The organism is Nocardia sp. CY41 (assembly GCF_009829325.1).
GTDB lineage: Bacteria > Actinomycetota > Actinomycetes > Mycobacteriales > Mycobacteriaceae > Nocardia.
In genome coordinates this window covers 108,826-134,779 of sequence record NZ_VUOS01000021.1, presented here as the reverse complement: position 1 = coordinate 134,779, position 25,954 = coordinate 108,826, and the positions used below count along the sequence as shown (strand labels likewise).

23 protein-coding genes are annotated in these 25,954 nt (G+C 70.0%); 17 read left to right on the top strand and 6 right to left on the bottom strand.

Annotated features, from left to right (window positions below; genetic code table 11):
* Positions 1-58: 58 nt before the first annotated feature.
* From GVY64_RS23545 to holA, 14 genes are all read left to right on the top strand, one after another.
* Positions 59-940 (top strand): AAA family ATPase, encoded by an 882-nt coding sequence (locus GVY64_RS23545; RefSeq protein ID WP_159845261.1) that lies wholly within the window; start codon positions 59-61, stop codon positions 938-940.
* A 3-nt stretch (positions 941-943) separates the two neighbouring features.
* A complete protein-coding gene (locus tag GVY64_RS23540; protein WP_159845256.1) occupies positions 944-2,371 on the top strand; it encodes a vWA domain-containing protein in 1,428 nt (475 codons plus the stop codon).
* A gap of 10 nt (positions 2,372-2,381) precedes the next feature.
* Positions 2,382-2,723, top strand: coding sequence for an MmcQ/YjbR family DNA-binding protein (locus GVY64_RS23535; RefSeq protein WP_159845253.1), 342 nt, complete (start codon positions 2,382-2,384; stop codon positions 2,721-2,723).
* A 54-nt stretch (positions 2,724-2,777) separates the two neighbouring features.
* Positions 2,778-4,628 (top strand): HSP90 family protein, encoded by a 1,851-nt coding sequence (locus GVY64_RS23530; RefSeq protein WP_159845248.1) that lies wholly within the window; start codon positions 2,778-2,780, stop codon positions 4,626-4,628.
* A 2-nt stretch (positions 4,629-4,630) separates the two neighbouring features.
* Positions 4,631-6,592 carry a hypothetical protein gene (locus GVY64_RS23525; RefSeq protein ID WP_236567092.1) on the top strand — a complete coding sequence of 654 codons (1,962 nt, stop codon included), beginning with the start codon at positions 4,631-4,633 and terminating at the stop codon, positions 6,590-6,592.
* A gap of 114 nt (positions 6,593-6,706) precedes the next feature.
* Positions 6,707-7,348: a nicotinate-nucleotide adenylyltransferase gene (nadD, locus tag GVY64_RS23520; protein ID WP_084489301.1), complete on the top strand. Its 642-nt coding sequence runs from the start codon at positions 6,707-6,709 to the stop codon at positions 7,346-7,348.
* A 100-nt stretch (positions 7,349-7,448) separates the two neighbouring features.
* Positions 7,449-7,862 (top strand): ribosome silencing factor, encoded by a 414-nt coding sequence (gene rsfS / locus GVY64_RS23515; protein ID WP_159845241.1) that lies wholly within the window; start codon positions 7,449-7,451, stop codon positions 7,860-7,862.
* Complete coding sequence (locus GVY64_RS23510; protein WP_159845238.1) at positions 7,859-8,518, top strand: histidine phosphatase family protein; 660 nt, start codon at positions 7,859-7,861, stop codon at positions 8,516-8,518. The genes rsfS and GVY64_RS23510 overlap by 4 nt, the downstream gene beginning before the upstream one ends.
* Positions 8,519-9,245: 727 nt before the next feature.
* Positions 9,246-9,941 carry a diglucosylglycerate octanoyltransferase gene (gene octT / locus GVY64_RS38910; protein WP_159845445.1) on the top strand — a complete coding sequence of 232 codons (696 nt, stop codon included), beginning with the start codon at positions 9,246-9,248 and terminating at the stop codon, positions 9,939-9,941.
* 3 nt (positions 9,942-9,944) lie between these two features.
* Positions 9,945-10,787, top strand: coding sequence for a DegV family protein (locus GVY64_RS23500; RefSeq protein ID WP_159845234.1), 843 nt, complete (start codon positions 9,945-9,947; stop codon positions 10,785-10,787).
* 82 nt (positions 10,788-10,869) lie between these two features.
* Entirely contained in the window at positions 10,870-11,265 is a 396-nt protein-coding gene (locus tag GVY64_RS23495) for a GNAT family N-acetyltransferase (protein WP_236567088.1), read from the top strand.
* Between the two features lie 446 nt (positions 11,266-11,711).
* Complete coding sequence (locus GVY64_RS38005) at positions 11,712-13,070, top strand: ComEA family DNA-binding protein (protein WP_236567087.1); 1,359 nt, start codon at positions 11,712-11,714, stop codon at positions 13,068-13,070.
* Between the two features lie 188 nt (positions 13,071-13,258).
* Complete coding sequence (locus tag GVY64_RS23485) at positions 13,259-15,823, top strand: ComEC/Rec2 family competence protein (protein ID WP_268895670.1); 2,565 nt, start codon at positions 13,259-13,261, stop codon at positions 15,821-15,823.
* 465 nt (positions 15,824-16,288) lie between these two features.
* Positions 16,289-17,260: a DNA polymerase III subunit delta gene (gene holA, locus GVY64_RS23480; protein WP_159845228.1), complete on the top strand. Its 972-nt coding sequence runs from the start codon at positions 16,289-16,291 to the stop codon at positions 17,258-17,260.
* Positions 17,261-17,556: 296 nt separating this feature from the next.
* Here the strand turns inward: holA and GVY64_RS23475 are convergent, their stop codons facing one another.
* On the bottom strand, positions 17,557-18,210 hold the full coding sequence (locus GVY64_RS23475) for a maleylpyruvate isomerase family mycothiol-dependent enzyme (protein ID WP_159845225.1): 654 nt from the start codon (positions 18,208-18,210) through the stop codon (positions 17,557-17,559).
* A 92-nt stretch (positions 18,211-18,302) separates the two neighbouring features.
* Positions 18,303-19,373 carry an aldo/keto reductase gene (locus tag GVY64_RS23470; protein ID WP_159845222.1) on the bottom strand — a complete coding sequence of 357 codons (1,071 nt, stop codon included), beginning with the start codon at positions 19,371-19,373 and terminating at the stop codon, positions 18,303-18,305.
* Between the two features lie 457 nt (positions 19,374-19,830).
* Between GVY64_RS23470 and GVY64_RS23465 the strand changes: the two genes are divergently transcribed.
* Complete coding sequence (locus tag GVY64_RS23465) at positions 19,831-20,643, top strand: helix-turn-helix transcriptional regulator (protein WP_159845219.1); 813 nt, start codon at positions 19,831-19,833, stop codon at positions 20,641-20,643.
* A 7-nt stretch (positions 20,644-20,650) separates the two neighbouring features.
* Here the strand turns inward: GVY64_RS23465 and GVY64_RS23460 are convergent, their stop codons facing one another.
* The gene (locus GVY64_RS23460) at positions 20,651-20,896 is read right to left on the bottom strand and encodes a hypothetical protein (protein WP_159845215.1); all 246 of its coding nucleotides are present in this window, start codon (positions 20,894-20,896) and stop codon (positions 20,651-20,653) included.
* Positions 20,897-21,071: 175 nt separating this feature from the next.
* Positions 21,072-21,332: a 30S ribosomal protein S20 gene (rpsT, locus tag GVY64_RS23455; RefSeq protein ID WP_159845212.1), complete on the bottom strand. Its 261-nt coding sequence runs from the start codon at positions 21,330-21,332 to the stop codon at positions 21,072-21,074.
* 612 nt (positions 21,333-21,944) lie between these two features.
* On the opposite strand from rpsT, the gene GVY64_RS23450 reads away from it, so the two are divergent.
* The gene (locus tag GVY64_RS23450) at positions 21,945-22,733 is read left to right on the top strand and encodes an aquaporin (RefSeq protein ID WP_159845209.1); all 789 of its coding nucleotides are present in this window, start codon (positions 21,945-21,947) and stop codon (positions 22,731-22,733) included.
* 39 nt (positions 22,734-22,772) lie between these two features.
* Here GVY64_RS23450 and GVY64_RS23445 read toward each other — a convergent pair whose 3' ends face one another.
* Positions 22,773-23,177, bottom strand: coding sequence for a DUF5360 family protein (locus GVY64_RS23445; RefSeq protein WP_159845206.1), 405 nt, complete (start codon positions 23,175-23,177; stop codon positions 22,773-22,775).
* Between the two features lie 7 nt (positions 23,178-23,184).
* On the bottom strand, positions 23,185-23,739 hold the full coding sequence (locus GVY64_RS23440) for a type II toxin-antitoxin system PemK/MazF family toxin (protein WP_159845201.1): 555 nt from the start codon (positions 23,737-23,739) through the stop codon (positions 23,185-23,187).
* 309 nt (positions 23,740-24,048) lie between these two features.
* On the opposite strand from GVY64_RS23440, the gene lepA reads away from it, so the two are divergent.
* Positions 24,049-25,950 carry a translation elongation factor 4 gene (gene lepA, locus GVY64_RS23435; RefSeq protein WP_328820996.1) on the top strand — a complete coding sequence of 634 codons (1,902 nt, stop codon included), beginning with the start codon at positions 24,049-24,051 and terminating at the stop codon, positions 25,948-25,950.
* Positions 25,951-25,954: the final 4 nt, after the last annotated feature.

Here is a 25,954-nt window from a genome sequence, read left to right as displayed (position 1 = left end):
GTCGGCGTCGGCGCAGCGCTGCCGTAGCGTGGGGGATGGTTCGGAAGGAAGGTGCCGGGTGGTGTCGGAGAGCGCAGTACAGGAGCCGATCTTCGCGTCGGTGGACGACGTGATCGAACGGTTGGCGAGCACGGGGTACCTGGCGGACAAGGCCACCGCCACCTCGGTGTTCCTCGCCGATCGCCTCGGCAAGCCGCTGCTGATCGAGGGGCCGGCGGGGGTGGGCAAGACCGAACTCGCCCGCGCGGTCGCGCAGACCTCGGGTGCGGAGCTGGTGCGGTTGCAGTGCTACGAGGGCGTCGACGAGGCCCGCGCGCTGTACGAGTGGAACCACGCCAAGCAGATCTTGCGCATCCAGGCCTCCAGCGAGAACGACTGGGAAGAGACGAAGGCCGACGTCTTCACCGAGGAGTTCCTGCTGTCGCGCCCGCTGCTGACCGCGATCCGGCGCGCCGATCCCACCGTGCTGCTGATCGACGAGACCGACAAGGCCGACGTCGAGATCGAGGGCTTGCTGCTCGAGGTGCTCAGCGATTTCGCGGTGACGGTGCCGGAGCTGGGCACGATCACCGCCAGCCGCAAACCGTTCGTGGTGCTCACCTCGAACGCCACCCGCGAGCTGTCCGAGGCGCTCAAGCGCCGCTGCCTGTACCTGCACCTGGATTTCCCGGACGAGGAGCTGGAGCGGCGCATCCTGGCCAGCCGGGTGCCCGAGCTGTCGGCTGCGGTCGCCGCGCAGCTGGTGCGGATCGTGCACGTGCTGCGTGGCATGCAGCTGAAGAAGCTGCCTTCGGTCGCGGAATCGATCGACTGGGGCCGCACTCTGCTGGCGCTGGGCTTGCGGGATCTGGACGACACGACCGTGCGCGCCACCCTCGGCGTCGTCCTCAAGCATCAGAGCGACCACCAGCGCGCGCTGGCCGAACTGAAGCTGGCCTGAGCCATGGCGACCGGGTCGGTCCCCGCGGAGATCGCGTCCCTGAGCGCGCCGCACGGTATCCCCGGGCATCTGGTCGGATTCGTCGAGGCGCTGCGGACGCGCGGCATACCGGTCGGGCCGTCGGAGACGGTGGACGCGGGGCGGGTGATGACCGTGCTCGACCTGATGGACCGGGAGGTCCTGCGCGAAGGGCTGGCCTGTGCGCTGCTGCGGCGCACCACCCATCGCGCTACCTTCGACGGGCTGTTCGACCTGTGGTTCCCGGTCGCCGTCGGGGAACGCGCCGCCGCCCGGGACGAGATCGAGATTCCGCACACGCCCTCGGGTGACGTGGACATCCCGGCGCTGCGCGAACTGCTCGCGCAACTGCTGGCGCAGGAGTCGGCGACGCCGCAGCTGGAGGCGCTGGCCGCGCAGCTGGTCGAACAGCTCGGCCAGTACCAGTCCGCCCGCGGCCCGTCCTTCTCGTCCTATCAGGCGCTGAAGGAGGTCCAGCCGCAGACGCTGCTGGCGCGCATCCTCGCGGGTATGGCCCTCGGACCGGACGCGAGCGAGTTCGATGCCGAGATCGCCCGCCGCGCCGTTCGGCAGCGCATCACCGGTTTCCGCGCGACCGTCGAGGCCGAGACCAGGCGGCGGGTCGCCGAGCGGATCGGCCGGGAACGCGTCGCGACCTACGGCGTCGCCCGCCAAGCCGAGGAGGTCGACTTCCTGCGCGCCTCCGAAGCCGAACTCGCCGAACTCAAGCGCAGTACCCAACGGTTGGCCCGGATCCTCGCCGCCCGCTTGGCGGCGCGACGCAGGCACGCCCGCCGCGGCGCCATCGACCTGCGCCGCACGTTGCGCGCGTCCATGTCCACCGGCGGGGTGCCCATCGATCTGGTGCACCGCAAGCCGCGGCCGGGGCGACCCGAATTGGTGCTGCTGTGCGACGTCTCCGGGTCGGTGGCCGGCTTCAGCAACTTCACGCTGTTGCTGGTGAGCGCGCTGCGCGAACAGTTCTCCCGGGTGCGCATCTTCGCGTTCGTCGACCAGATCGACGAGGTGACCAGGTTCTTCGATCCGCACACCCAGTTGGATCGGGCGATGGCCCGGATCTTCGGCGAGGCGAGCGTCGTCGGCCTGGACGGGCACTCCGACTACGGCAACGCGCTGGCCGGATTCGCGCGGAACTATCCGGATGCCGTCACCAGCCGCAGCTCGCTGCTGATCCTCGGCGACGCCCGCACCAACTACCGCGATCCCGAACTGAACACGTTGCGGTCGCTGGTCGAGGTCGCCAAACACGCGCACTGGCTCAACCCGGAACCGCGCAACCAATGGGGTTCCGGCGATTCCGCCGCGGACAGATATCGCGACGTGATCGAGATGCACGAATGCCGCTCGGCCAAACAGCTCACCGCGGTCGTGTCCCGGCTGCTGCCGGTGTAGGAAGTCGAGCATGGACGACGCCGCGTTGCTGAGCTATTGCCTGTCCAAGCCGGGCGCCTGGAAGGACGAGCCGTGGGAAGGCGACGTCGTCGCCAAGGTGGGGGACAAGATCTTCGCCTTCCTCGGCGCGACGTCGGTCGGCCTGAAGTGCGGACGCACTCGCGAGGAGGCCGACGAGCTGGTCCGGGTGTACCCGGACGACGTGGCGGCCTCCGCCTACATCGGCCGGTACGGCTGGAACGTCGTTCAGCTGGGCGGCGCCGTTCCGGACGACGAAATTCGCGAGCTGGTCGACCTCTCGTACGAGGCCGTCGTGCGCAAGCTGCCGAAGAGCAAACGCCCGACCGTGTGATCGAAAAGGGTTCGTTAAGCGAACCTTTGGCGCGCGCCGACAAGATCGGCGCCCATGGTGAACACAACGCCCCACGGTCCGGCGGCGGTGCACGACAATTATTCGTTCCAGGTCGACCTGCGCGGAATCGTCGACCTGCTTTCTCATCACCTCTACTCGAGTCCTCGGGTCTACCTGCGCGAGCTGTTGCAGAACGCCGTCGACGCGGTCACCGCGCGCACCCGGCTCGATTCCCTGGCTCCCACCGCCATTCGCCTCACCGTGGACGAGGCCGGTGTGCGGATCAGTGATCCCGGCATCGGCCTGACCGAGAGTGACGTCCACCGGTTCCTCGCCACCATCGGCCGCTCGTCCAAGCGGGACGACATCGAAGGCGCCCGACGCGAGTTCCTCGGGCAGTTCGGCATCGGGCTACTGGCCTGTTTCACGGTGGCCGAGAGCATCCGGGTGGTCACCCGCTCGGCCACCGATCCGGCCGCGCCGCCCGTCGAATGGCTGGCCCGCGCCGACGGCACCTATGCGGTGCGCTCGCTGGATCCGGGCGACCACGCGGAGCCGGGCACCACGGTGTGGCTCAGCCCACGCGGCGGGGCACGGGAGTGGTTCCGACCGGAGCGGGTGACCGATCTGGCGCGCGAGTTCGGGTCCCTGCTGCCCTATGCGGTGACGGTGGAGTCGGACGGCGTAGTGACGACGATCACCGAGGGTGTGCCGGTCTGGCGGCGCGCGTACCCGTCGGCGGAACAGCGCAGGGTCGCCCTGCTCGAGTACGGTCACCGGACGCTGGGTTTCGCCCCGCTCGACGTGATCGACCTCGATGCCGGTGCGGCGGGGGTCAGCGGGGTGGCCTATGTGCTGTCCCGACCGGGGAACCCGTCCGACAGCAGTGCGCATCGGGTGTACCTGAAGGGGATGCTGCTGGGCGACACGGTGCGGGGCGTGCTGCCGGACTGGGCGTTCTTCGTGCGCTGTGTGATCGACACCGACACGCTGCGGCCCACGGCGTCGCGCGAGGGGCTCTACGAGGACGAGCGGCTCGCCGTCGTCCGTGAGGTGCTCGGCGATCGGATCCGGGACTGGCTCGCCGAGATCGCCGCCGCGCAGCCGCAGCGGTTGGCGGCGTTCCTGTCCGTGCACGCGCTCGGGGTGAAGGCCCTGGCCCGGCATTCGACCGACCTGCTGCGGATCATGCTGCCGCATCTGCATTTCGAGACCACCGACGGGCGCGTGCCGCTCACCGAGTTCGCCCGCAATCATCGCACCGTGCGGGTGACCGCGACGGTCGAGGAGTTCCGCCAGGTGGCGGCCACCGCCGCCGCGCAGGGGATCGGCGTCGTCAACGGCGGCTACGCCTACGACCGTGAGCTGGTCGCGCTGCTGCCTCGGCTGCTGCCCGGCGTCGAGGTGGTGGATCTGGACACCGACGCGATCACCGCGGCGCTCGACCCGGTCGACCCGGGCGAGGAACTGGCACTGGCTCCGGTGCTCGCGCTGGCGCGGACCGTGCTCGATCCGCTCGCGTGCGATGTGATCGTGCGCGCGTTCCACCCGGTCACCGTGCCCGCGCTGTACCTCGACGGCCGTGCCGCCCGCAACGAACGCGCGCGGGCGCAGACCGCCGAGGACGCCGACGAACTGTGGAGCGAGATTCTCGGCGCACTGGCGGTCGCGACGCCGCGTGCGCAGCTCGTGCTCAACCATCACAGCCCGATCGTGCGCAGGCTGACCCGCATCGGCGACCCGGCCTTCCTGAAGACGGCGGTCGAATCGCTCTACGGCCAGGCGCTGCTGATGACCCACCGGCCGCTGAGCGCGGCCGACACCGCGTTGCTCAACCGCGCCTTCGGCGAATTCCTCGGCTGGGCCACCCAACGCGCCGCCGGGCGCGGCGAAGAGACGGAGTGAGCATGGACGCCGCCGAGATCACCACGGCACTGGCGCAGGTCTACGCCCTGCCACACGGCCGGACGCGGACCGAGCGACTGGAGACCTTGGCCGCGGCCGCGAAAAGCGGAGCGGATCGCGCGCTCGAAGGCCGGGTGCTGCTGGAGCTGGCGCAGTCGTACACCTACGCCGGGGAACGCGACCTGGCGCCCGTGGCCTACGGCCGATTGCTGCGCATCTACGACGACCACCCGGCCGAGCTGGGCTCCATGACGCATTCGGTGCACTGGTACCTGAAATGGGTGACGTGGGGGATGATCGACAATCCGGCGATACCGTTGCCCACGATCGACCGCTGGTTCGGCGAACTGGACAAGCGGTATCGGCAGCGTGGCTACAGTCTGCGGCCGGTGCAGGCCCTGCGCTCCGAACTCGCGCGCGAGATCGGCGACACCGCGGCGGCCGCCGCATGGCTGGAGCAGGCGCGGGCCGCCGCCCGCGACAGCATGTCCGACTGCGACGCCTGTGAGCGTAGCGAATGGGGCGTGACCAGCGTGTATCTCGGCGATGACGAGGCCGCGCTCGCACACTGGAAGCCCGTGCTCGACGGCGACCGGGTCTGCGCCGAGGAACCGCACCGCGTGCTGGCCGAGGCATTGTTGCCGCTGGTGCGCACCGGTCGCGCCGCGGCGGCGCGCGGTGCGCACCTGACCGGGTATCCGCTGGTCCGGCATACCGAGGACCTGCGCCCGTCGGTGGCGCTGCATGTGGAGTTCTGCGCGCTGACCGGCAACGAGGCGCGCGGGCTGGAGATCCTCGCCGAGCACGCCGGCTGGCTGGCCGATGCCGGTGCCGACGCCGGTGCCCGCCTGGCGTTCGCGACCGGCGTGTGCGTGCTGCTGCGCAGGCTGGTCGCGCTGCGCCTGGGCGATCTTCCGCTGGCGGACGGCACGGTGGAATCGGTGCGCGCGCAGCTGGAAACCGAGATCGGCGCGCTGTGTGCCCGCTACGACGCCCGCAACGGCACCAGCGCGGTCAGCCTGCGCACGGCCGCCCGGCTCGCCGCCGAGCCGCTGCTCGACCGACTACCCCTCGGGGTGCGTAGCACGCTGCCCCGAGTCGGGACGGCGCCGGACGACGCTCCGGTCACCGACGACTTCTCCGGCGACCGGGCCGCGGAGGTACACCGACTCGCCGAACTCGGCGCGGCCCGGCTCGCCGATGCGCCCGAGGAAGCGGAAGCGCGTCTGCGGGAAGCGCTGGCGCTCGGTACACCGGTGCTGGACCGGGAGGAGGCCGCCCGGTTGGGCGCGCAACTGGTCATCGCCATCGCGAGCCAGCCGGACCGTGCGCTCGATCTGGCCGACGCCGCGGTGCGCGCCGCCGCACGCTGGGAAGGGCTGTCCGAATCGGACGTGCTGCATCACACGGTGGTGGCCGCGCGCGCGTTCCACCGCGCCGAGCGCCACGGCGAGGCCGTCGCCCTGTTCGAACAGGCGCTGGTCGGCGGGACGCTACCGTATCCGTCCGGCGAGCTGGCGGTGGTGCGCGCGCAGTTCGGCCGGTCCCTGCACGCGCTGGCCCGCCACCGCGAGGCCGCCCGGCAGTTCCTCGAGGCGGCACGGCTGATCGAGCACGACCCGGAGCGGACGCGGCTGCACGCCGAGCTGGCATGGTCGGCCGCCGGCGCACTCGAACAGTGCGGGCAGGACGACGAGGCCGTGGCGGCCTACCACCGCGCCGCCGAACTGTGGGCGGGGCTGGGCGCGGTGGCGGCCCGAGCGCGGTGCGTTCGGGCGGCGGCCTGGCTCCAGGTTTCTCCTGGAGGCGATCCCGAACCGTGGCTCACCTCGATGCGGACGCTGACCGCCGACCTGGCCGCGCTGGCCGGGCAGTCGGCCGAGGCGACGGAGGAACTCGCGCACACCCGCGAGCAACTGGCCCGAATGCTGCGGATCGGCCGGGTGACCGAGACCAGCGCCTGACGCGGTACCACCGGATCCGCGGCGGGCCGGAGTGCGGGCGGGTGTCTCCAGTTCGGTGCCCGCCCCGCTGACCGGCCCGTGCGGGCCGCGCGCGACCCGTTAAGCTCGGCAGTCATGCACGAGACAGGTCGGCGCGGCCGCAAGCTCGGGGTGATGGGCGGCACGTTCGACCCCATCCACCACGGGCATCTGGTCGCCGCCAGCGAGGTCGCGCACCGGTTCGACCTGGACGAAGTGATCTTCGTCCCGACCGGGCAGCCGTGGCAGAAATCGCACAAGCGGGTCAGCCCGGCCGAGGACCGGTACTTGATGACCGTCATCGCGACCGCGTCCAATCCCCGGTTCTCGGTGAGCCGCGCGGACATCGACCGCGGCAAGGTGACCTACACCGTCGACACCCTGCGCGAGATGCAATCGACGTATCCCGACGCCGAGCTGTACTTCATCACCGGTGCGGACGCGCTGGCCAGCATCCTGACATGGCAGGATTGGGCGGAACTGTTCGACTTGGCGAAGTTCGTCGGGGTGAGCCGTCCGGGGTACGAGCTGAACATCGACCATCTCGAGGAGCATCTACGGGATCTCCCGGCGGATGCCGTGACCATGGTCGAGGTCCCCGCGCTGGCGATCTCGTCGAGCGAATGCCGTCGCCGCGCCGCCGAGAACCGGCCGGTGTGGTACCTCGTCCCCGACGGCGTGGTGCAGTACATATCGAAGCGGCACCTGTATGTGCCCGGAGCAGCGGAAGGTAGCTGAGCGTGAGCGAGCGCAGCGAAGGTGCGGGGATGAGCGAGCGAACCCTCGACCAGGCCGTGAGTGCGGTCCAGCCGGAGTCGAGCGCCATGGGGGTGCGGGCATGACCGCGTCGACGGAGTCGGTGGAGATCGCGCAGGTCGCCGCGCTGGCCGCGGACGAGAAGCTGGCGTCCGACGTGGTGGTGCTCGACGTCTCCGAGCAACTGGTGATCACCGACTGCTTCGTGATCGCGTCCGCGCCCAACGAGCGTCAGGTCAACGCCATCGTCGACAACGTCGAGGAGAAGCTCCGCGCGGCCGGGCACAAGCCGGTCCGGCGCGAGGGCACCCGCGAAGGCCGCTGGGCGCTGCTGGACTACGTCGACGTCGTCGTGCACATCCAGCACAACGACGAGCGCAATTTCTATGCGCTGGAACGGTTGTGGAAGGACTGCCCCGTCGTGCCGGTCGCCGGCCTCACCGGGGCCGCGCCGGAGACGCGCGCCGCGGCGACGGAGGACGAGGCGCGATCGTGAGCAGACATGCCGGCGTGCGCACCCTGATCCTGTTGCGCCACGGGCAGACCGAATGGAACGCCACCGACCGGATGCAGGGTCAGATCGACACCGATCTCACCGAACTCGGTCGCCGACAGGCCAAAGAGGCGGCGCGCGAGCTGGTTTCGCGCAATGTCATCGCGATCCACTCCTCGGACCTGCGGCGGGCCTTCGACACCGCGACAGCGCTGGCCGAGCACACCGGGCTCACCGTCGTGCCCGACGTCCGGTTGCGGGAGACCAATCTCGGTGACTGGGAGGGATTGACCCATCTGGAGGTCGACGCCGACTATCCGGGCGCGCGCATGGCGTGGCGGCTGGACGCGCGCTACACCCCGCCCAACGGCGAGAGCAAACTCGAGGTCGGGGCGCGGTCGCTACCGGTGGTGCGGGAGTTGCTGGTCGAGCGACAGGACTGGCCCGGCCGGACTATCATCCTGGTGGCGCACGGCGGGCTGATCGCCGCCCTGACGGCCGCGCTGCTCGACCTGCCGCCACAGAACTGGCCCATCCTGGGAGGACTGGCCAACACCAGCTGGGTGCAGCTCAGCAGTCACGGCCCGAGCATCGACCAGCCGGGCTGGCGTCTGGATGTGTGGAACGCAGCGGCGAAGGTAGCACCGGATGTCCTCTGAAGAGCCGATCAGATCGGTCCCGGACGAATTGTTCCGTAAGGTGTCGGCGAAGCCCGAACGGCAGTTGCCGGACGCCCTGTTCGGCCCGCCACCGGCTCCCCGCGAACCCGAGGCTACGTCCGAAGGAGCTTCGGGCCCGGCCGGAACCGGCGGATCCGAGTCCGCCGACGAATCCGACGCGGAGGACGACGGATCCGGCGACATCGTCACCGGAGCGCAGCCGCAGGCGAACGTCGTCGGCGACACCTCGTCCATCGGCACCGGGAACGACGCTTCCGCCGATTCGGCGGAAGCGCTCGGCGAATCGGTTGCCTCCGCTGCGGATGTTTCTGCGGCAGGGCTCGGTGGATCCGTTGTCGCAGTGGCGGAGTCCGCGGCAGGGCTCGTTCGATCGGATGCCGCGGTGGCGGACGAATCTGCGGCCGCGTTCGGTGTGTCGGTTGCGTCAGCAGTGGACGAGTCCGCGGTCGACGTGATCGCCGAATCGGTTGCTACAGCGGCGGAAGAGCTCGCGCCGGTGCTCGATGAACCGGCGGTGGACGGTCCCGGGGCCGACGCGATCTTCGCGGCGCCCGCACCGGCCGTCGCCGCGACCGAGTCCAACGCAGCGACGACCGAGCCCGCCGGGGCCAGGGAACCCGAACCTGCTCCGGCCGAGTCCGCCACTACTGTTCCGGAATCCGCGACCGCCGACGAGCCCGCCGAAACGCGGGAAGCCGCGCGCCCGGTGCTGCTGGTGATCGCCGATTCCCTGTCCTACTTCGGACCCAAGGGCGGGCTGCCCGCCGACCATTCGCGTATCTGGCCGAATCTCGTTGCCGCCGAGCTGGATTGGGACGTAGAACTGGTCGCCCGCATCGGCTGGACCTGCCGCGACGCCTATTGGGCGCTGATCGGTGATCCCCGGGTGTGGGCGGCGGTGCCGCGCGCCGGCGCGGTGGTCTTCGCCGTCGGCGGCATGGACACGCTGCCCTCGCCGCTGCCGACCGCGCTGCGCGAACTGATCCGCTATGTGCGCCCGCCCGCGCTGCGCCGCGTCGTCCGCGCCACCTACAACTGGCTGCAGCCCAAGCTGTCGAAACTCGGCAGGCCCGTGGCGCTCCCGCCGAAGGTGAGCGTCGACTACCTGGAACAGTGCCGCACCGCGCTGGCACAGTTGCGTCCCGACCTACCGGTCGTCGCGGTGCTGCCCTCGGTGCACAACTGCGAGGCCTACGGTCGCGTGCATTCCGGGCGGCCACGGGCGGTGCAGGCGCTACGCGCCTGGTCGGGCCGTACTTCGGTGCCGCTGGTCGACCTGGGTGAAGCGGTGCGCGACAACATCTTCTCCGGCGAAGCGAACCCGGACGGCATCCATTGGGGCTGGGACGGTCATACGGCGGTGGCCAACGCGATGGTCAAGACCTTGCAGGAGGTTCGGTAGTCCGTGGCAGTCGTGGTCGTCACCGATTCGTCCGCCAGCCTCCCTGCCGAACACCTCGACGAGCTGGATATCGCCGTCGTCCCGCTACACGTCCTGGTCGGTGACCGAGCGATGCGGGAAGGCGTCGACCCGGTCGAGATCGACTACGCGTCCGACACCGTGACCACCTCGGCCGCCTCGCCCGGCGAGCTGCGCGCGGTGTACGAGCGGGCTTGGGAACGCAGCGGCGGCGACGGCGTTGTCGCGGTGCACCTCTCGCGTCGGCTGTCCGGAACGTGGGAGGCCGGTCGGCAGGCCGTGCGCGATATGGACGCCGCGGACCGGGTCCGCCTGGTCGACTCGCTGGGCGCCGGGCTGGCCACCGGGCTGCCCACGCTGGCCGCGGCGCGGCGGGCCAAGGCCGGGGCGCCGCTGGATGTGGTCTACGACGCGGCGGTCGCCGCCGCCGCGCGGGCCCGCACGTTCATCCTGGTCAATCGCACCGAGCAGCTGCGCCGCGGCGGCAGGCTGTCTTCAGCGGCGACGTTCTTCGGCAGCGAGCTGGTCACCAAGCCGCTGCTGCACATCGTCGAGGGACGGCTGGAACTGCGCGAGAAGGTCAGGACACGCTCCAAGGCGTACGTGAAACTCGTCGCCGCGGCGGTCGACGCGGCGGGTGAGGACGGCGCCGCGCTTGCCGTGCAACACCTCGGCGCCGAGGACGCCGCCCACACCATCGCGGGCCAGCTGCGCGAACTCGTCCCCGGCATCCGAGAACTCATCGTCGCCGAATTCGGGCCCGCGCTGGCGGTGCATCTCGGCGTGGGAGCGCTGGGCGTGCTGGTCGTCCCGGGCGGGTGTCACTGAGCGTTTCCGAACGGCGGGTCGGACAATGAATTCGGTGATCCGATCGCTCGTGCGGCACCGGCGGTCCGGCTAGCGTCGGGGGATGAGTTCTGTGCGCCCGCCGCTCACTGTGACCGCGGTGGACTGGGAGCATCCGGACGCGGTGACATTGCGTGACGAGATGGCCGCCGAGGTCGGGCCGCGTTACGCCCATCTGGCGAGACAGTTGCCCACGAACCCGAATGCGGTCGACCCGGCCACCGTGCACAGCACGTTCGTGGCGTACTCCGACGGTCCGGTCGGCCACGCCGCGTTGCGGTGGAACGCGGAGGACCTCGAGGTCAAGCGGATGTTCGTCCGCCCAGCGCATCGCGGTTCCGGGCGCTGCGGTGTTGTTGCTCACCGCGGCAGAGGATGCCGCCCGGGCGGCCGGGCGCCCTCGGTTGATCCTGCAGACCGGTCACCTGCAACCGGAAGCCGTACGCTTCTACGAACGTAGTGGCTACCATCGGATCCCGATTTTCTCGCCGTACGAGGTGCTCCCCTTGTCGAATTGCTTCGCCAAGGATTTGGGCTGACCCGAATTACTTTCTTCCGCCTGCGGTCGGGTTGCGGCGTCGTTGTCCGGTTGCTTACGCGAGCGTCGGGATGAGCGTTGTCCCGCCGTCGCTGCGTCGGGGCGCGGACGGATTCGCTGCCCCGATGTCTCGGTTGGTCGTCGCGGCCGGTCGGAAATCGGTGGCGACCACCGCGCTTCGGTCGAGTGCGACCGTTCGGGCGGGCGTCGAGCGGGGAAGGCGCGTATGCGTAGTCGACGGCGCGTCGGGATGACGACTCCGACCGGTCGACCGCGAGTTGTGCACAGTCCGGGTGTTCTCAACAGGTTCGTCGAATCGGCAAGTCGGACCGATTTTCTCGCCGGTCGGCGGCACTACCGTCGCCGCCATGTCACGACAGGACGAACGCGAGCGGGTACGACGGCGATTGGGAGAGCTGACCGCCCGGGTCGGCGCGAGCAGAACGGCCGGTGCGGGCATCGGGGCGGCCGAGCCGGACGCAGAGCGCGGGCCGTCCGGCTGGGCGACGGCGCGTTCCCCGCGCGGCGAGCCCCCGCGCAGCGCCGACCATCAGGACAGTGCGCGCCGCACGAAATCTGCCCGCGCAACGGCCGCCGACCAACGCCCGGGACGATCGGGCATGGCGGTGCTACCGCCGCTCGCTACCGAAAGCGCGGTGGATCACGGATCGAAGACGAGTCGCGCGGCGCGTGTCGACGGCTTCGGTCCAGTGGCCGGAAAGGGGCGCTCGGTGGCTCGGGACGTCGGTGCGGCGGCTTCCCGCGCGGGGTCCGAGCAGGACGCAGACGGGCACGGCTCGGCACACTCCAGTGGCGTCGCCGATGGCGCTGCGCACCAGCGTGACCCGCTGCCGGAGGAGAGTTCGGGCGGTACCGGGAAGTGGGATCTGCTCCGGCTGTCCGGCGCTCCGGCGCCCGATCGGGAAGCCGAAGACGATGTCGGTCGCATCCGGTCTCCCGGCTGGCTGGAGGAGCCGACGGCCGGACCGCACTGGCGGCGTCGGCTCGTGCCCGAACGGTTCCGGGGCATCCGGCTGGACCCGGGCCGTCGCGGAGTACGCGCACTCGCGCTGGTCGGAATCGCCGCGATGGTCATCGCCGGGGTGATGGCTTTCCGTGAGCGCCCGATCGCTCGCCCGGTGCCGCCGGCGATCGGGCAAGTCGCCGTCGCGGCGACACCCGGCTCTCCCGCACCGGTGGGCGCCGTCAGAGAATCACCAAGGCGTGCCGAGCCCGGCCCGCCGACGGCCGAATTGGTAGTCAGTGTGGTCGGTTTGGTCCAGCGCACCGGTTTGGTCCGCCTGCCCGAAGGTTCCCGTGTCGCGGACGCGCTCGCCGCGGCGGGCGGCCCGAGCGCGGGTGCGGACACCACCGGCCTGAATCTGGCCCAGCGGTTGTCGGATGGCGATCAGGTGCTGGTGGGGCCGGTCGCGCCGAGCTCCGGCGCGCCGCAGCAGGGCAGCAGCACGATCGGTGCGGGCGGTCGTCCCTCCTCCGGGTCCGCCGCCGCACCGAGCCGTCCGTCGAGCCCGGCGGGCCGGATCGACCTGAATACGGCCTCCGAAGCCGAACTCGACGCGCTTCCCGGTGTAGGGCCTGTCACCGCTCGCGCCATTGTCGGCTGGCGGACGACCAACGGCCGCTTCACGTCGGTCGAGCAACTCGGCGAAGTCGACGGCATCGGTCCGGCCCGCCTGGCCCGGTTGCGCGATCTGGTGCGCGTATGACCGCCGGGGGATCGACGGAATCTCACCGACGGGGCGGATCTCGCCCGAAGTCGCCGGCCGGTCCCAGCACCGAAGACATCCGAGACCAGCAGGAGGGCGCTTCGGCGGAGGAACCGGGCACCGTACAGGTGCTGGACGCTCGTCTGCTACCCGCCGCGTTGTGCTGTTGGGGCGCGACCATTGTGGCGGTGGCAGCGGGGTGGCGGGCGGGGGTTGCGCTGGCGGTCGCGTTGACGGTCTCGGCCATCGGGCTGTGGATGCTGCTGCTGTGGGCCCTCGCGCACCGCGGCGAACGCCGGCGGGCGGTAGCGGTGGTGGCGCTCGCGGCGGTGCTGCTGGGTGCGGGATTCGCGGCTGCCGCGGCATGGCGGGAACATCGCGTGGCGACCCACCCGCTGCGGGCGGCGGCGGGACAGTCCGTGCAGGTGGTGGTCACACCGACGGACGACCCGAAACCGTTGCGTGGCAGAGTCTCCGGTGCGGATCGGCAATGGGTGGTACGCGCGGATCTGCGAGAGTACCGGCGCGGTGGTGTGACCGTCCATACCGGCGGCGCGGTGGTCGTCCTCGCCTCCGGCCCGGAGTGGGCCGGCTTGTCGCCGGGCGGGCCGGTCGAGTTCCGCGCCCGGGTGGAACAGCCGCGCCGGGCCGACCTCACCGTCGTGACCCTCCTCGCGCAAGGATCACCCGCCGCCGGGCCGCTGCCCTGGTGGCAGCGCGGCGCCGATACGGTGCGCGCCGCCTTCGCCGCATCGGCCGTGCGCGCACTGCCGTCCGACTCCGCGGGGCTGCTGCCCGCGCTGGTCGTCGGGGACACCTCAGCGCTGTCCGAGCAAGTGCGCGAGAACTTCGAGATCGCCGGGCTGCAGCACCTGACGGTGGTCAGCGGGGCGAATTTCACCATCTTGCTTTCGGTCGTGTTGTTCGTCGTGCGCCTGCTGACGCTCGGCCCGCGCGCCGCCGCGGCCGTCGCCGCCGCGGCCTTGCTCATGTTCGTGGTCGTCGCGCGGCCGGACCCCAGTGTGTTGCGCGCCGGCGCGATGGGCGCGATCACCCTGCTGGCCGTGCTCACCGGTCGGCGTAAGCAGGCGCTGCCCGCGCTGTGCGCCGCGATCATCGCGTTGCTCGCCCTGTGGCCCGCGCTCGCCGTCAACGCGGGGTTCGCGCTGTCGGTCGTCGCGACGGGCGGCCTGATTCTGCTGGCGCCGAACTGGGCCGACTGGCTGCGCGCCCGGGGATGGTGGCGGGTGGCCGCCGAGACCGTCGCCGTGTCCGCCGCGGCGTTCGTGGTGACGACGCCGATCGTCATCGCGCTCACCGGGCGGCTCAGCCTGGTCGCGGTGCTCGCGAATGTGCTGGTCACCCCGGTCATCGCGCCGGTCACCGTCGCCGGGGCGGGCGGAGCGGTGCTGGCGAGCCTGTGGTCACCCCTCGCCGACCTGGTCCTGCGCTGCGCTGCGCCACCGCTGTGGTGGTTGCTGTGGGTGGCCCGCCAGGCGGCGGCGCTGCCCGGCGCCTCCGTCGCGGTGCCGGGCGGAGCGGTCGGGGGAGTGGTCGCGGGTGTCGTCGTAGCGATCGTGGTCGCGGCCTCGCGTGCCCGAGCCGTGCGGCGGGTCGCCGCCGCGATGGTGCTCGGTGTCGCGGTGGTCCTGGTGCCGGTGCGGATCTGGCATCCGGGCTGGCCGCCCAGCGGCTGGGTCTTCGCGGCCTGCGATGTCGGACAAGGAGACGGTCTGGCGCTGTCGGTCGGCCCCGGCGCCGCGGTCGTGATCGATGTGGGGCCGGACCCGCGCCCGATTCGTACCTGTCTGGACCGGTTGCGCATATCGCGCATCCCCCTGTTGATCCTCACCCATCCGCACGCCGACCATATCGACGGGCTCGCCGGCGCGTTGCATGGTCGCGCGGTCGACGCGATAGCCGTCGGAATTCACGAACTCGACGGGCTTCCGCCGCCTGCGTCACCCGGCGAAGCCCATCGGGTGCCTCCGGACGTCGGTCTCGGATGCGGTTCCCCGCCGACACCGGCTGCGGGCGGATACGGCCGCACCGGTTTCGGAAAAACCTATGGGGAAGATGACCGAAGCCGTTTGGTCGGTCAGAGCGGGATGCGAAGCGTGTCGCCCGCAGATCGTCGTCCTTCTCAACGGGAGTGGCATACGCAAATAGCCTGTAGCCCAGCGGAATACGCGAGTGGAAGGCCGGCGCGTTCCTCGGGTGAGGTGGGCGCCCCTGTCTCAGGTCTCGCCCAGGTCGTGACCATCGCCGGAGGCGCGGGCGTGCCGCTGGTGGAATTGTCGGCCGGAAACCTGCTGAGTTTCGGGTCGATCGAGCTCGAGGTGCTCGCGCCGTCCACAAACGGCCCGCGACCGGTTCGGGGCGCCGAAACCGAGGACGCCAATGACCGTTCGGTGGTCGTCACCGCCCGCACGCCCGCAGGACGCCTCCTGCTCACCGGGGACATCGAGGCGTCCGCCCAGCGCGCGCTGATGCGGCCCGGGTTTCCCATTCAGGCGGACGTGCTCAAACTCCCGCACCACGGATCACGCACCACCACACGCCAGTTCCTCGACGCGGTGCGTCCTCGGCTCGTACTGGTCAGCGTCGGCGTCGGCAACACCTTCGGACATCCCGATGCCGCGGTGTTGGCGGACTTGTCCGCCCTCGGCGCGACGGTGGTCCGCACCGATCGGCAAGGTGACCTCGTGGTCTCCGGCAGCGACGGCAACCTCCGCGTGACGAGTGCGCGATGACGACCGGCGGGCACGAGATGCCAGGGGCGACTCGAAGCCCACGCGATCGGGCCTCTACCGCTCTGACGGCGACCCGAGCGGCCGAATGCTGCGCCCCCTGGGGTGCATCCGGATGCTGTGGCCCCCTGGGGTGCGGTGGGATCCGGTTACTGCGAGCCCCGTCGGGTGCAGGAACGCGATGCGGTTCGGATGCCATTCGGTGGGCCGGATCCGCTAGCGCGGAACCGCCGGGAGCCGTGGCGGACAGAAGTTCGGGCGCAGTGCGAGCCGTGGCTCGGTCCGATGGGGTCGGCGGGAGCCGAGCATCGCGGTCTGCCGGGTGGCGGGGCCACGATATCCGGTGGGCTGGGGGAGGTGAGGTGTCGGTCCCGGATCGTAGGATCGGGCTGTGGACGAGCGCGGCGAACAGAGCAATCCGGCAATGCCGTCGAGCACGGTGCCCTCCTGTCTCGGGGAAACGCTGTCGTGAGCGAGCGACCAGCGCCGGTGCACCTGGTACTCGGGGAAGAAGAGTTGCTGATCGAGCGGGCGTTGAGCGCGCTGACCGCGCAGATCCGGGCGCTGGCTCCCGATCCGGACGCGGTGCCCGTCGATCGACTGCGCGCGGGGGACGCCAGCACCGCGGAACTGGCGGAACTGCTGAGCCCGTCGCTGTTCGCCGAAGACCGGGTGATCATCCTGGAGGCCGCGGCCGAGGCGGGCAAGGACGCGGTCGCGGTGATCACCGAGGCTGCGCAGAGCCCGCCCGAGGGCGTGGTGCTCGTCGTTCTGCACTCCGGAGGTGGCCGGGCCAAGGCGCTCGCTCCCGCCTTGCAGAAAGCCGGGGCCGTTACTCATGACTGCGCGAAGCTGACCAAAGCCGCCGAGCGCGTCGAGTTCGTGCGCGGTGAGTTCCGCACCGCCGGCGTGCGGGTATCCGGCGAGGTCGTCCAAGTGGTGCTGGAGACAGTGGGCTCGGACCTGCGTGAGCTGGCGGCGGCGTGCGGGCAGTTGGCCGCGGACACCGGCGGGAAGATCGATGTGGCGGCCGTGCGCCGCTACTACTCGGGCAAGGCCGAGGTCTCCGGATTCGACGTGGCCGAACTCGCGGTGGCCGGCGATCGCCCCGGTGCCATGGAGGCGCTGCGGTGGGCGAACGACCGTGGCGTGCCGCACGTCCTGCTCGCCGACGCGCTCGCCGACTCGGTGCACACCATCGCGCGCGTCGGCTCGGCGGGCCGCGGTGATCCGTTCAAACTGGCCCAGCAACTCGGCATGCCGCCGTGGAAGGTGAAGAAGGCGCAAGCCCAGGCCCGCAACTGGACCCCCGCGACCATCGGCTCCGCCCTCCAGGTCGTCGCCACCCTCAACGCCGATGTGAAGGGCGGCGCCGCCGATACGGGCTACGCGTTGGAACACGCCCTCACCCGAATCCTCGATCTGCACGGGACGGGCTGATCGCGCCTGATTCGATCAGCCCGCCGACATCGACCAGGTCGAGTGATCAGCTCACACGATCAGTGCCACGTCGGCATGCCGGTCGCAGCGAGAACTGGCCGGGGTCGAGGACGCGCGCGGAGTACGAGGCGTCGCTGGAGTTTCACCACGGTCGGCGCGACGCCGGAGGGCACCTGCCGTCTTCGCGCCCCGGCACCAGCGATGTGCCATGCTCGGAGTCCTCGCTGTAATCCAGGACCGGGGTCCGGTGGTCCGATCGGACAACCAAAGTTACTGTGGAGAAACAGTTTGGTTCGTTACGGCATCGGGGCACGGGCCTGTAACGCGCTGGTGAGCCGTTCTACACCCGTGCCGGTCAACCCGGCCAGCCCCGCCGCGCGACCGGTCGCCACGAGCAGCAGATCGCTGAGCGGTCCGCCGATCTCGGCTGTCCCGGTACCCGACGACCACTCCGCGTCGGTGGCCACGAGACGGATACCGCGCAGCCGCTGCTGGCTGCCGTAGAACCGGCTGCGCAGCACGTGTTCCAGCCCGACGACGGCTTGCTCGACGGGCACGACGCGTCGCCGGCCGAGCGGACGGGCGATGTCCTGCCCATGAATCATGGTGTCCACCAGCGGGTCCAGTGGCCCTGCTCCTGGCGCCCGCCGGGTCCACGCGGCGCCTTCCCGCAATTGCGCGATCAGTTCGGTGGGTGAGTACCGACGCGCTCGCTCGCGCGCCATCCGCTCCGTCATCCGGTTCCAGTCGCCACGCGCCCGGAGGATTCCAGCGATCGTCGCACCGAGGGTGACCCGATTGGACAGGGTCAGGTGGGCCAAGACGTCGTGCACGGTCCAGCCCGGGCACAGGGACTCGACCGCCCACTCGGGGTAGTCCAGGTCGTCGAGGAAGTCCGCGAGCCCGAGACGTTCGGCGCGCGTCCAGTTCGTGATCTTGTCCAAGTCCATGGTCGTCCTCCGCGGTCGGTGTTGTCACCGATGTGGACGGTGCGGAGGCCCCGAACTGATCGAAGGGTGATTCGCCGCACGCGCAGCGATGATCAGCCGCGCCCTTCGATTTTCAGATCGCCGAAGGTGACGCTTCGGGTCATCGGGCGGTTCAGGAATTCGTGCGGGAATCCGAGCTCCACCGCGCCGGCTTGGTCGAGCCGGGCGAGCTGAGTGGCGTCGAACTCCACGTCGAGCGCGCCGAGGTTGTCCTCCAGTTGCGCGGCGGTGCGCGCGCCGATGATCGGCGACGTGACCGCGGGATCGAGCAGCGTCCACGCCAGCGCCACTTGCGACGGGCTTCTGCCGATCTCGCCCGCGACCTGCTTCACCACGTCGGCGATGGCGAGCCCGCGTTCGGTGAGCGAGCCGTTGGCGGCGGCCACGTTCTTGCGGCTGCCCTCGGGCGATCCGTCCACTTCGTGGTCCAGGTCGGCGCGGCTGTACTTACCGGTGAGCACGCCGCTGGCCAGCGGCGACCACGGGATCACGCCGAGCCCGAGTTCGCGTGCCATCGGGATGAGATCACGCTCGACGGTCCGCTCGATCAGGCTGTACTCGATCTGCAGCGCGATCAGCGGTGACCAGCCGCGCAGGTCGGCGATGGTCTGCATCCGCGCGATCTGCCAGGCCGGTGCGTCGGAGATGCCGACGTAGAGCACTTTGCCCGAGCGCACCAAATCGTCCATGCCGCGCAGGATTTCCTCGACCGGGGTCAGGAAGTCCCAGGCGTGCAGGTAGAGCAGGTCGATGTAATCGGTTTTCAGCCTGCGCAAGCTGGCCTCCACCGAACCGACCATGCTCTTGCGGTGGTTGCCGCCGGAATTCGGGTCGCCGGGGCGGCGCAGCATGGTGTATTTGGTGGCCAGCACCAGGCTTTCGCGGTTGTCCGCGGTGAATTCGCCGAGCAGTTGCTCTGAGGTGCCATTGGTGTACTGATTGGCCGTGTCGATGAAGTTGCCACCTCGGTCGACGTAGGTGTCGAAGATCTTGCGGGCCTCGTCCCGGTCCGCGCCCCAGCCCCAGTCGGCGCCGAAGGTCATGGTTCCCAAGGACAGGGGAGACACCCTGAGGCCGGAGCGGCCGAGCAGCCGGTAGGTGTCGAGGGTGCGGGCTCCGGACATGTCCAGCTCCTTGTGTTTCGCGATGCCATGTGGTCGGAAGCCAGTTTTCAACGGCGCGCGCGGCCCAGTAAGGGAAGCTTCATCCTGGGAAGCCCAGTCCTAGGCAGCCGTAGGATCGACGGTGATGACTGGCACGGTGAACCCCATACCGCGCCGCGACCTCAGGCCCGGCCGCGGCAGCCCGCGTAACCATGGTGGGCCCGGGAGCGGCGCCGCGTCGGCGCAGCACCACGATCCCAGGGCCGACGGCGGCCCACGGAACGACAGTGGGCCAGGGCCGGGCGCGGACCCGGCCGAAAGTCTCGGTCCCGAGCGCGGCCCAGGCGGTGGCAGCTCGCCTGACCCTGGCGGCCCCGGAAGTGGCCCGGACCCGGCTCAGCGCCGTGATCTCGGGCCGGGCAGTGGGAGTCCGCGCACCCACGCGGGGTCCGGCAGTGGGGCGGATCGGGTGCACGAGATGGCAGCGTTCCTCCGTGCCCGCAGGGAGCGGTTGACGCCGGCCGATCTCGGTTTGCCGCAGCGCAGGCAGACGCGCCGGACCCCCGGGTTGCGGCGGGAAGAGGTCGCCGAGCTGGCGGGCGTGAGTACCGACTACATCGTGCGGCTGGAGCAGGGGCGGGGCCTGCGACCGTCGGTGGAGGTGCTGAACGCGCTGGCGCGGGCGCTGTGCCTGAACGACGACGAGCGCGCCTACCTGTTCGATCTGGCGCTGCAGCGGCAGCCCGACCACGGCAAGCCGAGCACGGTGCCCTCGCCCGCGCTGGCCATGCTGGTGTGTGACCTCTCGCCGTTGCCCGCGATGCTGGTCAATCACCGTTACGACATCCTGGCCTGGAACCGGGAGATGGCGGCGTTGATCACGGATTTCGGCGCGCTGCCGGAGCGGCAGCGCAACTCCATGTGGCTGTGCCTGCTCGACCCGAGCATGCGGGATTTCTATGTCGAGCGGGAACGCATCATCCGGGAGGGCATCGCGGATCTGCGCGCGGCGTGGGCCGCGCACCCGGACGACCGGGCGCTGGCCGAGTTGATCGCCGAGTTCACCGAGTACAGCGCGGAGTTCGAGCAGGCGTGGGCCCGCCACGACGTGCGGGTGCAGGGGCGGGGCAACAAGCCGTTGCGGCATCCGCTGGTGGGTCCGCTGGTCGTCAGCTACGAGGTGCTGATGCCCGTGCAGGATCCCGACCAGCGGATCATCATCTACCGCGCCGCGGACGCGGAATCCCAGTCGGCGCTCGACCGGCTCGTCGCCGCCCTGGATGCGCCGTGACCGGGCGTCATTCCGCCGAGCTCAGCACCAGTTCGCCGTCGTCGTCCGCGTCCTCGTAGCGGCCTTCCCACTCCTCGTAGGCGGGCACGTCCTCGTCCCGGGTGACGATCCACTCCAACGAGTAACCGCCGTCGTCGTCGGGAACGAGCACATTCTCGATCTTCAGTCCGAAGCCGAGCACCTCGGCCGCGCGGATCACGTCCGGCAGATCCTCGGCGCGGACGACCGTCTGATTGGCATACACGGTTACCATGCGCGGAATGGTAGCTGGAACCTCTGACACGGCGGGGGCCGAATCTTGAAAGCCCAGGTAGAACGGCCTCACAGCCAGGTTGCCGCCCGGGCACGACAAAAGCCGCCGTGGTCATCGAGGCCACGGCGGCTGCGTCACAGCACGAGCGCGGTACCGGCCTGCGGTACCGGGTGGATCAAATCTTGTTGAAGGCCAGCGCCAGCGCCGACTTCTTGTTGGCGGCCTGGTTGGCGTGGATGACGCCCTTCGAGGCGGCCTTGTCCAGCTTGCGGCTGGCGAACTGCAGGCGCTCGGCGGCGGCTTCCTTGTCACCGGCGGCCGCGGCCTCGCGGAAGCCGCGGATGGCGGTGCGCAGCGCGGACTTGACCGACTGGTTGCGCTTGCGCGCTTCCTCGTTGGTGCGGATCCGCTTCAGCTGGGACTTGATGTTGGCCACGCCGGTTCCTCGTGTTCCTGTCTGGTAGGTCTGTCCTGGGAAAGTTCGTCGAGCGCGCGACATACCCGAGGTGGACGGGTAACGCAGCGCCGAAGGTCGAGGTTACCAGTCGCCGTCCGGCACACGAAATCGACACCCGACCGGTCGAATCGCGGGTGACGGGCTCGCGTTCCGCCGGGCAGCGGGGCGTTCGGCTGATCCCAGCCTTGGAGATCGGACTGCGCGGCGTCCCGGGAAGACCGGCGGCTACGTGTTTCCGGCGTCGCGGTACCGGCCAGGGCGCCGCGAGTCGATCCGGCCCAGCTATCTCGGGGCCCGCACCGCTGCCCGGCGCGGGATATCAGCACCGGGTGAGCAGCGCGTGCGGCGGGATAACAACATAAACGGCAGCTTCACCTGCGCTGATAGCATCCCTCCGCCGGCCGGGGCCATGGCGGGGTCGATGCTGCCCGGTGTCTTCTCCGGCGGCGCTCGACCGGTCCAGAAGTCGTTGTAGAGATCATCCGACTCGCGTAGCGTCCTCAGAGCAACCGTTGCTGTTCGAGCGGCTCTGTTGTCGAAGCGGTACCACGACTCGTCCGAGTACATGTCTGGAACGCGGAAGGTGGACAGATGTCTCCAACGGCCCAGGAAATGGTCGAAGAGGTTGTCGAGAACAAACCGATCCCCGAGAGCAAGAAGTGGGGCGCCGAGGCGCTCGGCACCTTCGTCCTGGTGATGGGTGGCGTCGGCACCGCGGTGCTGGCGGGGAACAAGGTCGGTCCGCTGGGTGTCGCGCTGGGCTTCGGTCTGTCGCTGATGTTTCTCGTCTACTCCATCGGGCCGATCTCGGGCTGTCACGTCAACCCGGCGGTCACCCTGGGGCATCTGTTGCTCGGCAGGCTCAGCGGCGTGTCCGCGGCCGGGTATGTGATCTCGCAGTTGATCGGCGGGCTCCTCGCCGGACTCGTGCTGTTCGCGCTGGCCAAGAACCTGCCGTCGTACGACCGGTCGGTCGACGGTCTCGGCGCGAACGGGTGGGGCAAACACAGTCCGTCGGCGATCCGGGGGCCACTGGGCGAGGTGGTCGTGCAGAACGGGTTCGGGATCGCCGCCATGATCATCGTCGAGGTGATGCTCACGGCGCTGCTGGTGTTCGTGGTGCTGTCGTCCACCGACCAGCTCTCGGACGTGCCGTTGGCCGGCCTGTCCATCGGCGTCACGCTGGCGGTGATCCACTTGGTGTCGATCCCGGTGGACAACACCTCGGTGAATCCGGCCCGCAGTCTTGCCGTGGCGCCTTATCAGGACGGCGCGATGGGGCAGGTCTGGGCTTTCATCGTGTTCCCGCTGATCGGCGGGGGCCTCGGCGCGCTGCTGTACGGCCTGCTGTTCGGCCGTTCCCGCGACATGATCTCCTGACCGGCGCGTTCGCGCCCGGGTCATCGGCCCGCGGCATCGTCAGCTCGCCGCTCGCTCCTGCGGGCCGTCGCATACCAGGGTGACCAAGGCGGGGAGGGGGAACAGCAGCAAGAAGAGGTTGGGCGCCCACCACAGCGGGCTGAAATCGCCGCGCAGCGTCCAGAATGCCAGGGCTTGCAGCCCGGCCACGCTGGTCAGCGTCAAGGAGATGGTCATCAGGGTGCGTCCGCCCGGCCCGCGGCACAGGCTCGCCAGGCCGGTGGCGCTCGCGGCGAGGTCCAGCACGAGGAACGAGTAGTTCCAGTCGCCGAGGATCGGGTCGGCGTAGTCCTTGTAGGCCCATTCGGGCGGGATCACCCGGGCGAACGCGATCGCCCAGTAGAGCAGGAAACCGACGTCGGTGACCAGCATGGCGATCTTGGTCGGCCCGAGTACGCGCGACATGTCGTCCTCAGTGCCAGGCGTATTCGGCGCAGAGCCGGTGGGCGACCAGGTCGAAGGTCTTGCGCGGCAGGATCGCGCCCTCCCTGCGTATGCCCGCCTCCGGCACGTCGAGCACCCGATCCAGCCGCACCCAGCTCGGACGGCCGTCGTGGTCCCAGGACCCGCTGCCGATGCCGATCCAGTTGCGGTCGTAGGCGCGTTCCGGATTCGACGACAGCATCAGGCCCAGCAGCGTGCGCCGATCGCGGCCGACCACCAGCACGGGCCGGTCCTTGCCGTTGCTCGGGTCCTCTTCGAACGGCACCCAGGTCCAGACGATCTCCCCGGGATCGGCCCGGCCGTCCAATTGCGGCGAGTAGACGATCTGCCGGGCCCGTTCGGCGGTGGGGACCGGTATCGACGCGGCGGGCCGCACCGCGACGCCCCCGTTCGTGCGCCGCTGGGCCAGCGACCCGACGAGCCGGTCGACGAGCCGGGGACCCTGCTGCTTGACGATCTTTGGACCCTGTTGCTTAGCGAGGAGGCCGATCTGCTTGCCGAGGGAGTTCCAACTTCGGGCCATCTCAGGAGAATAACGGCGCACCCGCCGCTTCTCACCCGCGTGGGATCCGTTGTGTCACCGAGGTCGTTCGCCGCCCGAGGAAACCGCGCGCCATACGGACCGGCGAACCGAGGGTCCGCCGCCCGAGCACACTTCCGACCCGCCCGGATGCGAGTCCTACGAGCACCGTTCGCGGCCCGTCTCGCGTTCCAGCGACCGAAGCGCATGCGACGAAGTCGCGAGTCTCGGTCGCTCGAACGCGAGACTTCCCGGGGCCGTGAACACGCAGCACCGCAGGCGCTGCAAAAACCAGCAGAGCAGCATGGGACGATGGACGGCAGTTTGCCGATACCCATGAGGAGTGGAGTGCCCGCCAGCTTCGCCGACACGACGTTCACCGATCCCGCCCGGATCCGGAACTTCTGCATCATCGCGCACATCGACCACGGCAAGTCGACGCTGGCCGACCGGATGCTGCAACTGACCGGTGTGGTCGAGGAGCGGCAGATGCGTGCGCAGTATCTGGATCGGATGGATATCGAGCGCGAACGCGGCATCACCATCAAGGCCCAGAACGTGCGGTTGCCCTGGACGCCGAGGACGGGCGAGCACGCGGGCACCGATTTCGTGCTGCACCTCATCGACACCCCCGGCCACGTGGACTTCACCTACGAGGTCTCCCGTGCGCTGGAGGCGTGTGAGGGCGCGATCCTGCTGGTCGACGCCGCGCAGGGCATCGAGGCGCAGACGCTGGCCAACCTGTACCTGGCGCTGGACAAGGATCTGACGATCATCCCGGTGCTGAACAAGATCGACCTGCCCGCCGCGGACCCGGAGCGCTACGCCGCCGAGCTGGCGCACATCGTCGGCTGCGAGCCGTCGGACGTGCTGCGCGTCTCCGGCAAGACCGGCGAGGGCGTGACGGATCTGCTCGACCAGGTGATCGCCCAGGTACCGCCGCCGGTCGGCGAGGCCGACGCGCCCGCCCGCGCGATGATCTTCGACTCGGTCTACGACACCTATCGCGGCGTGGTCACCTACGTCCGCGTGGTGGACGGCAAGCTGACCCCGCGCGAGAAGATCAAGATGATGTCCACCGGCGCCACGCACGAGCTGCTGGAGATCGGCATCGTCTCGCCCGAGCCGAAGCCGACCAGGGGGCTCGGCGTGGGCGAGGTCGGTTACCTGATCACGGGCGTGAAGGACGTGCGTCAGTCCAAGGTCGGCGACACGGTGACCGGTGCGCGCGGCGGCGCGAGCGAACCGCTCACCGGATATCGCGAGCCGCGCCCGATGGTGTACTCCGGCCTGTATCCGGTGGACGGCTCCGACTATCCGGATCTGCGCGACGCGCTGGAGAAGTTGCAGCTCAACGACGCCGCCCTGACCTACACGCCGGAGACTTCGGTGGCGCTCGGGTTCGGCTTCCGCTGCGGCTTCCTCGGCCTGCTGCACATGGAGATCACCCGCGAGCGCCTGCAGCGCGAGTTCGACCTCGACCTGATCTCGACCGCGCCGAACGTGGTGTACCGGGTGGAGATGGAGGATGGCGCCGAGCACGTGGTCACCAACCCCTCGTACTGGCCGGAGGGCAAGGTCAAAACGGTGTACGAGCCGGTCGTGAAGTGCACGATCATCTCGCCGAGCGAATTCATCGGTTCGATCATGGAGCTGTGCCAGTCCCGTCGCGGCGAACTCGGCGGCATGGACTACTTGTCGGAGACCCGCGTCGAGCTGCGCTACACCATGCCGATGGCGGAGATCATCTTCGACTTCTTCGACTCGCTGAAGTCGCGCACTCGCGGTTACGCGAGCTTGGACTACGAGGAGTCGGGCGAGCAGGAGTCGCAGCTGGTGAAGGTGGACATCCTGTTGCAGGGCGAGGCGGTGGACGCGTTCAGCGCGATCGTGCACCGTGACGCGGCCCAGGCCTACGGGCACAAGATGACCACCAAGCTGCGCGAGCTGATCCCCCGCCAGCAGTTCGAGGTGCCGATCCAGGCCGCGATCGGGTCGAAGATCATCGCCCGCGAGAACATCCGCGCCATCCGCAAGGACGTCCTGGCCAAGTGCTACGGCGGTGACATCAGCCGCAAGCGCAAGCTGCTGGAGAAGCAGAAGGAAGGTAAGAAGCGGATGAAGACGATCGGCCGGGTCGACGTCCCGCAGGAAGCCTTCGTGGCCGCGCTGTCCTCCGACGCCGCTTCGGACAAGCCGAAGGACAAGAAGTAGGCGG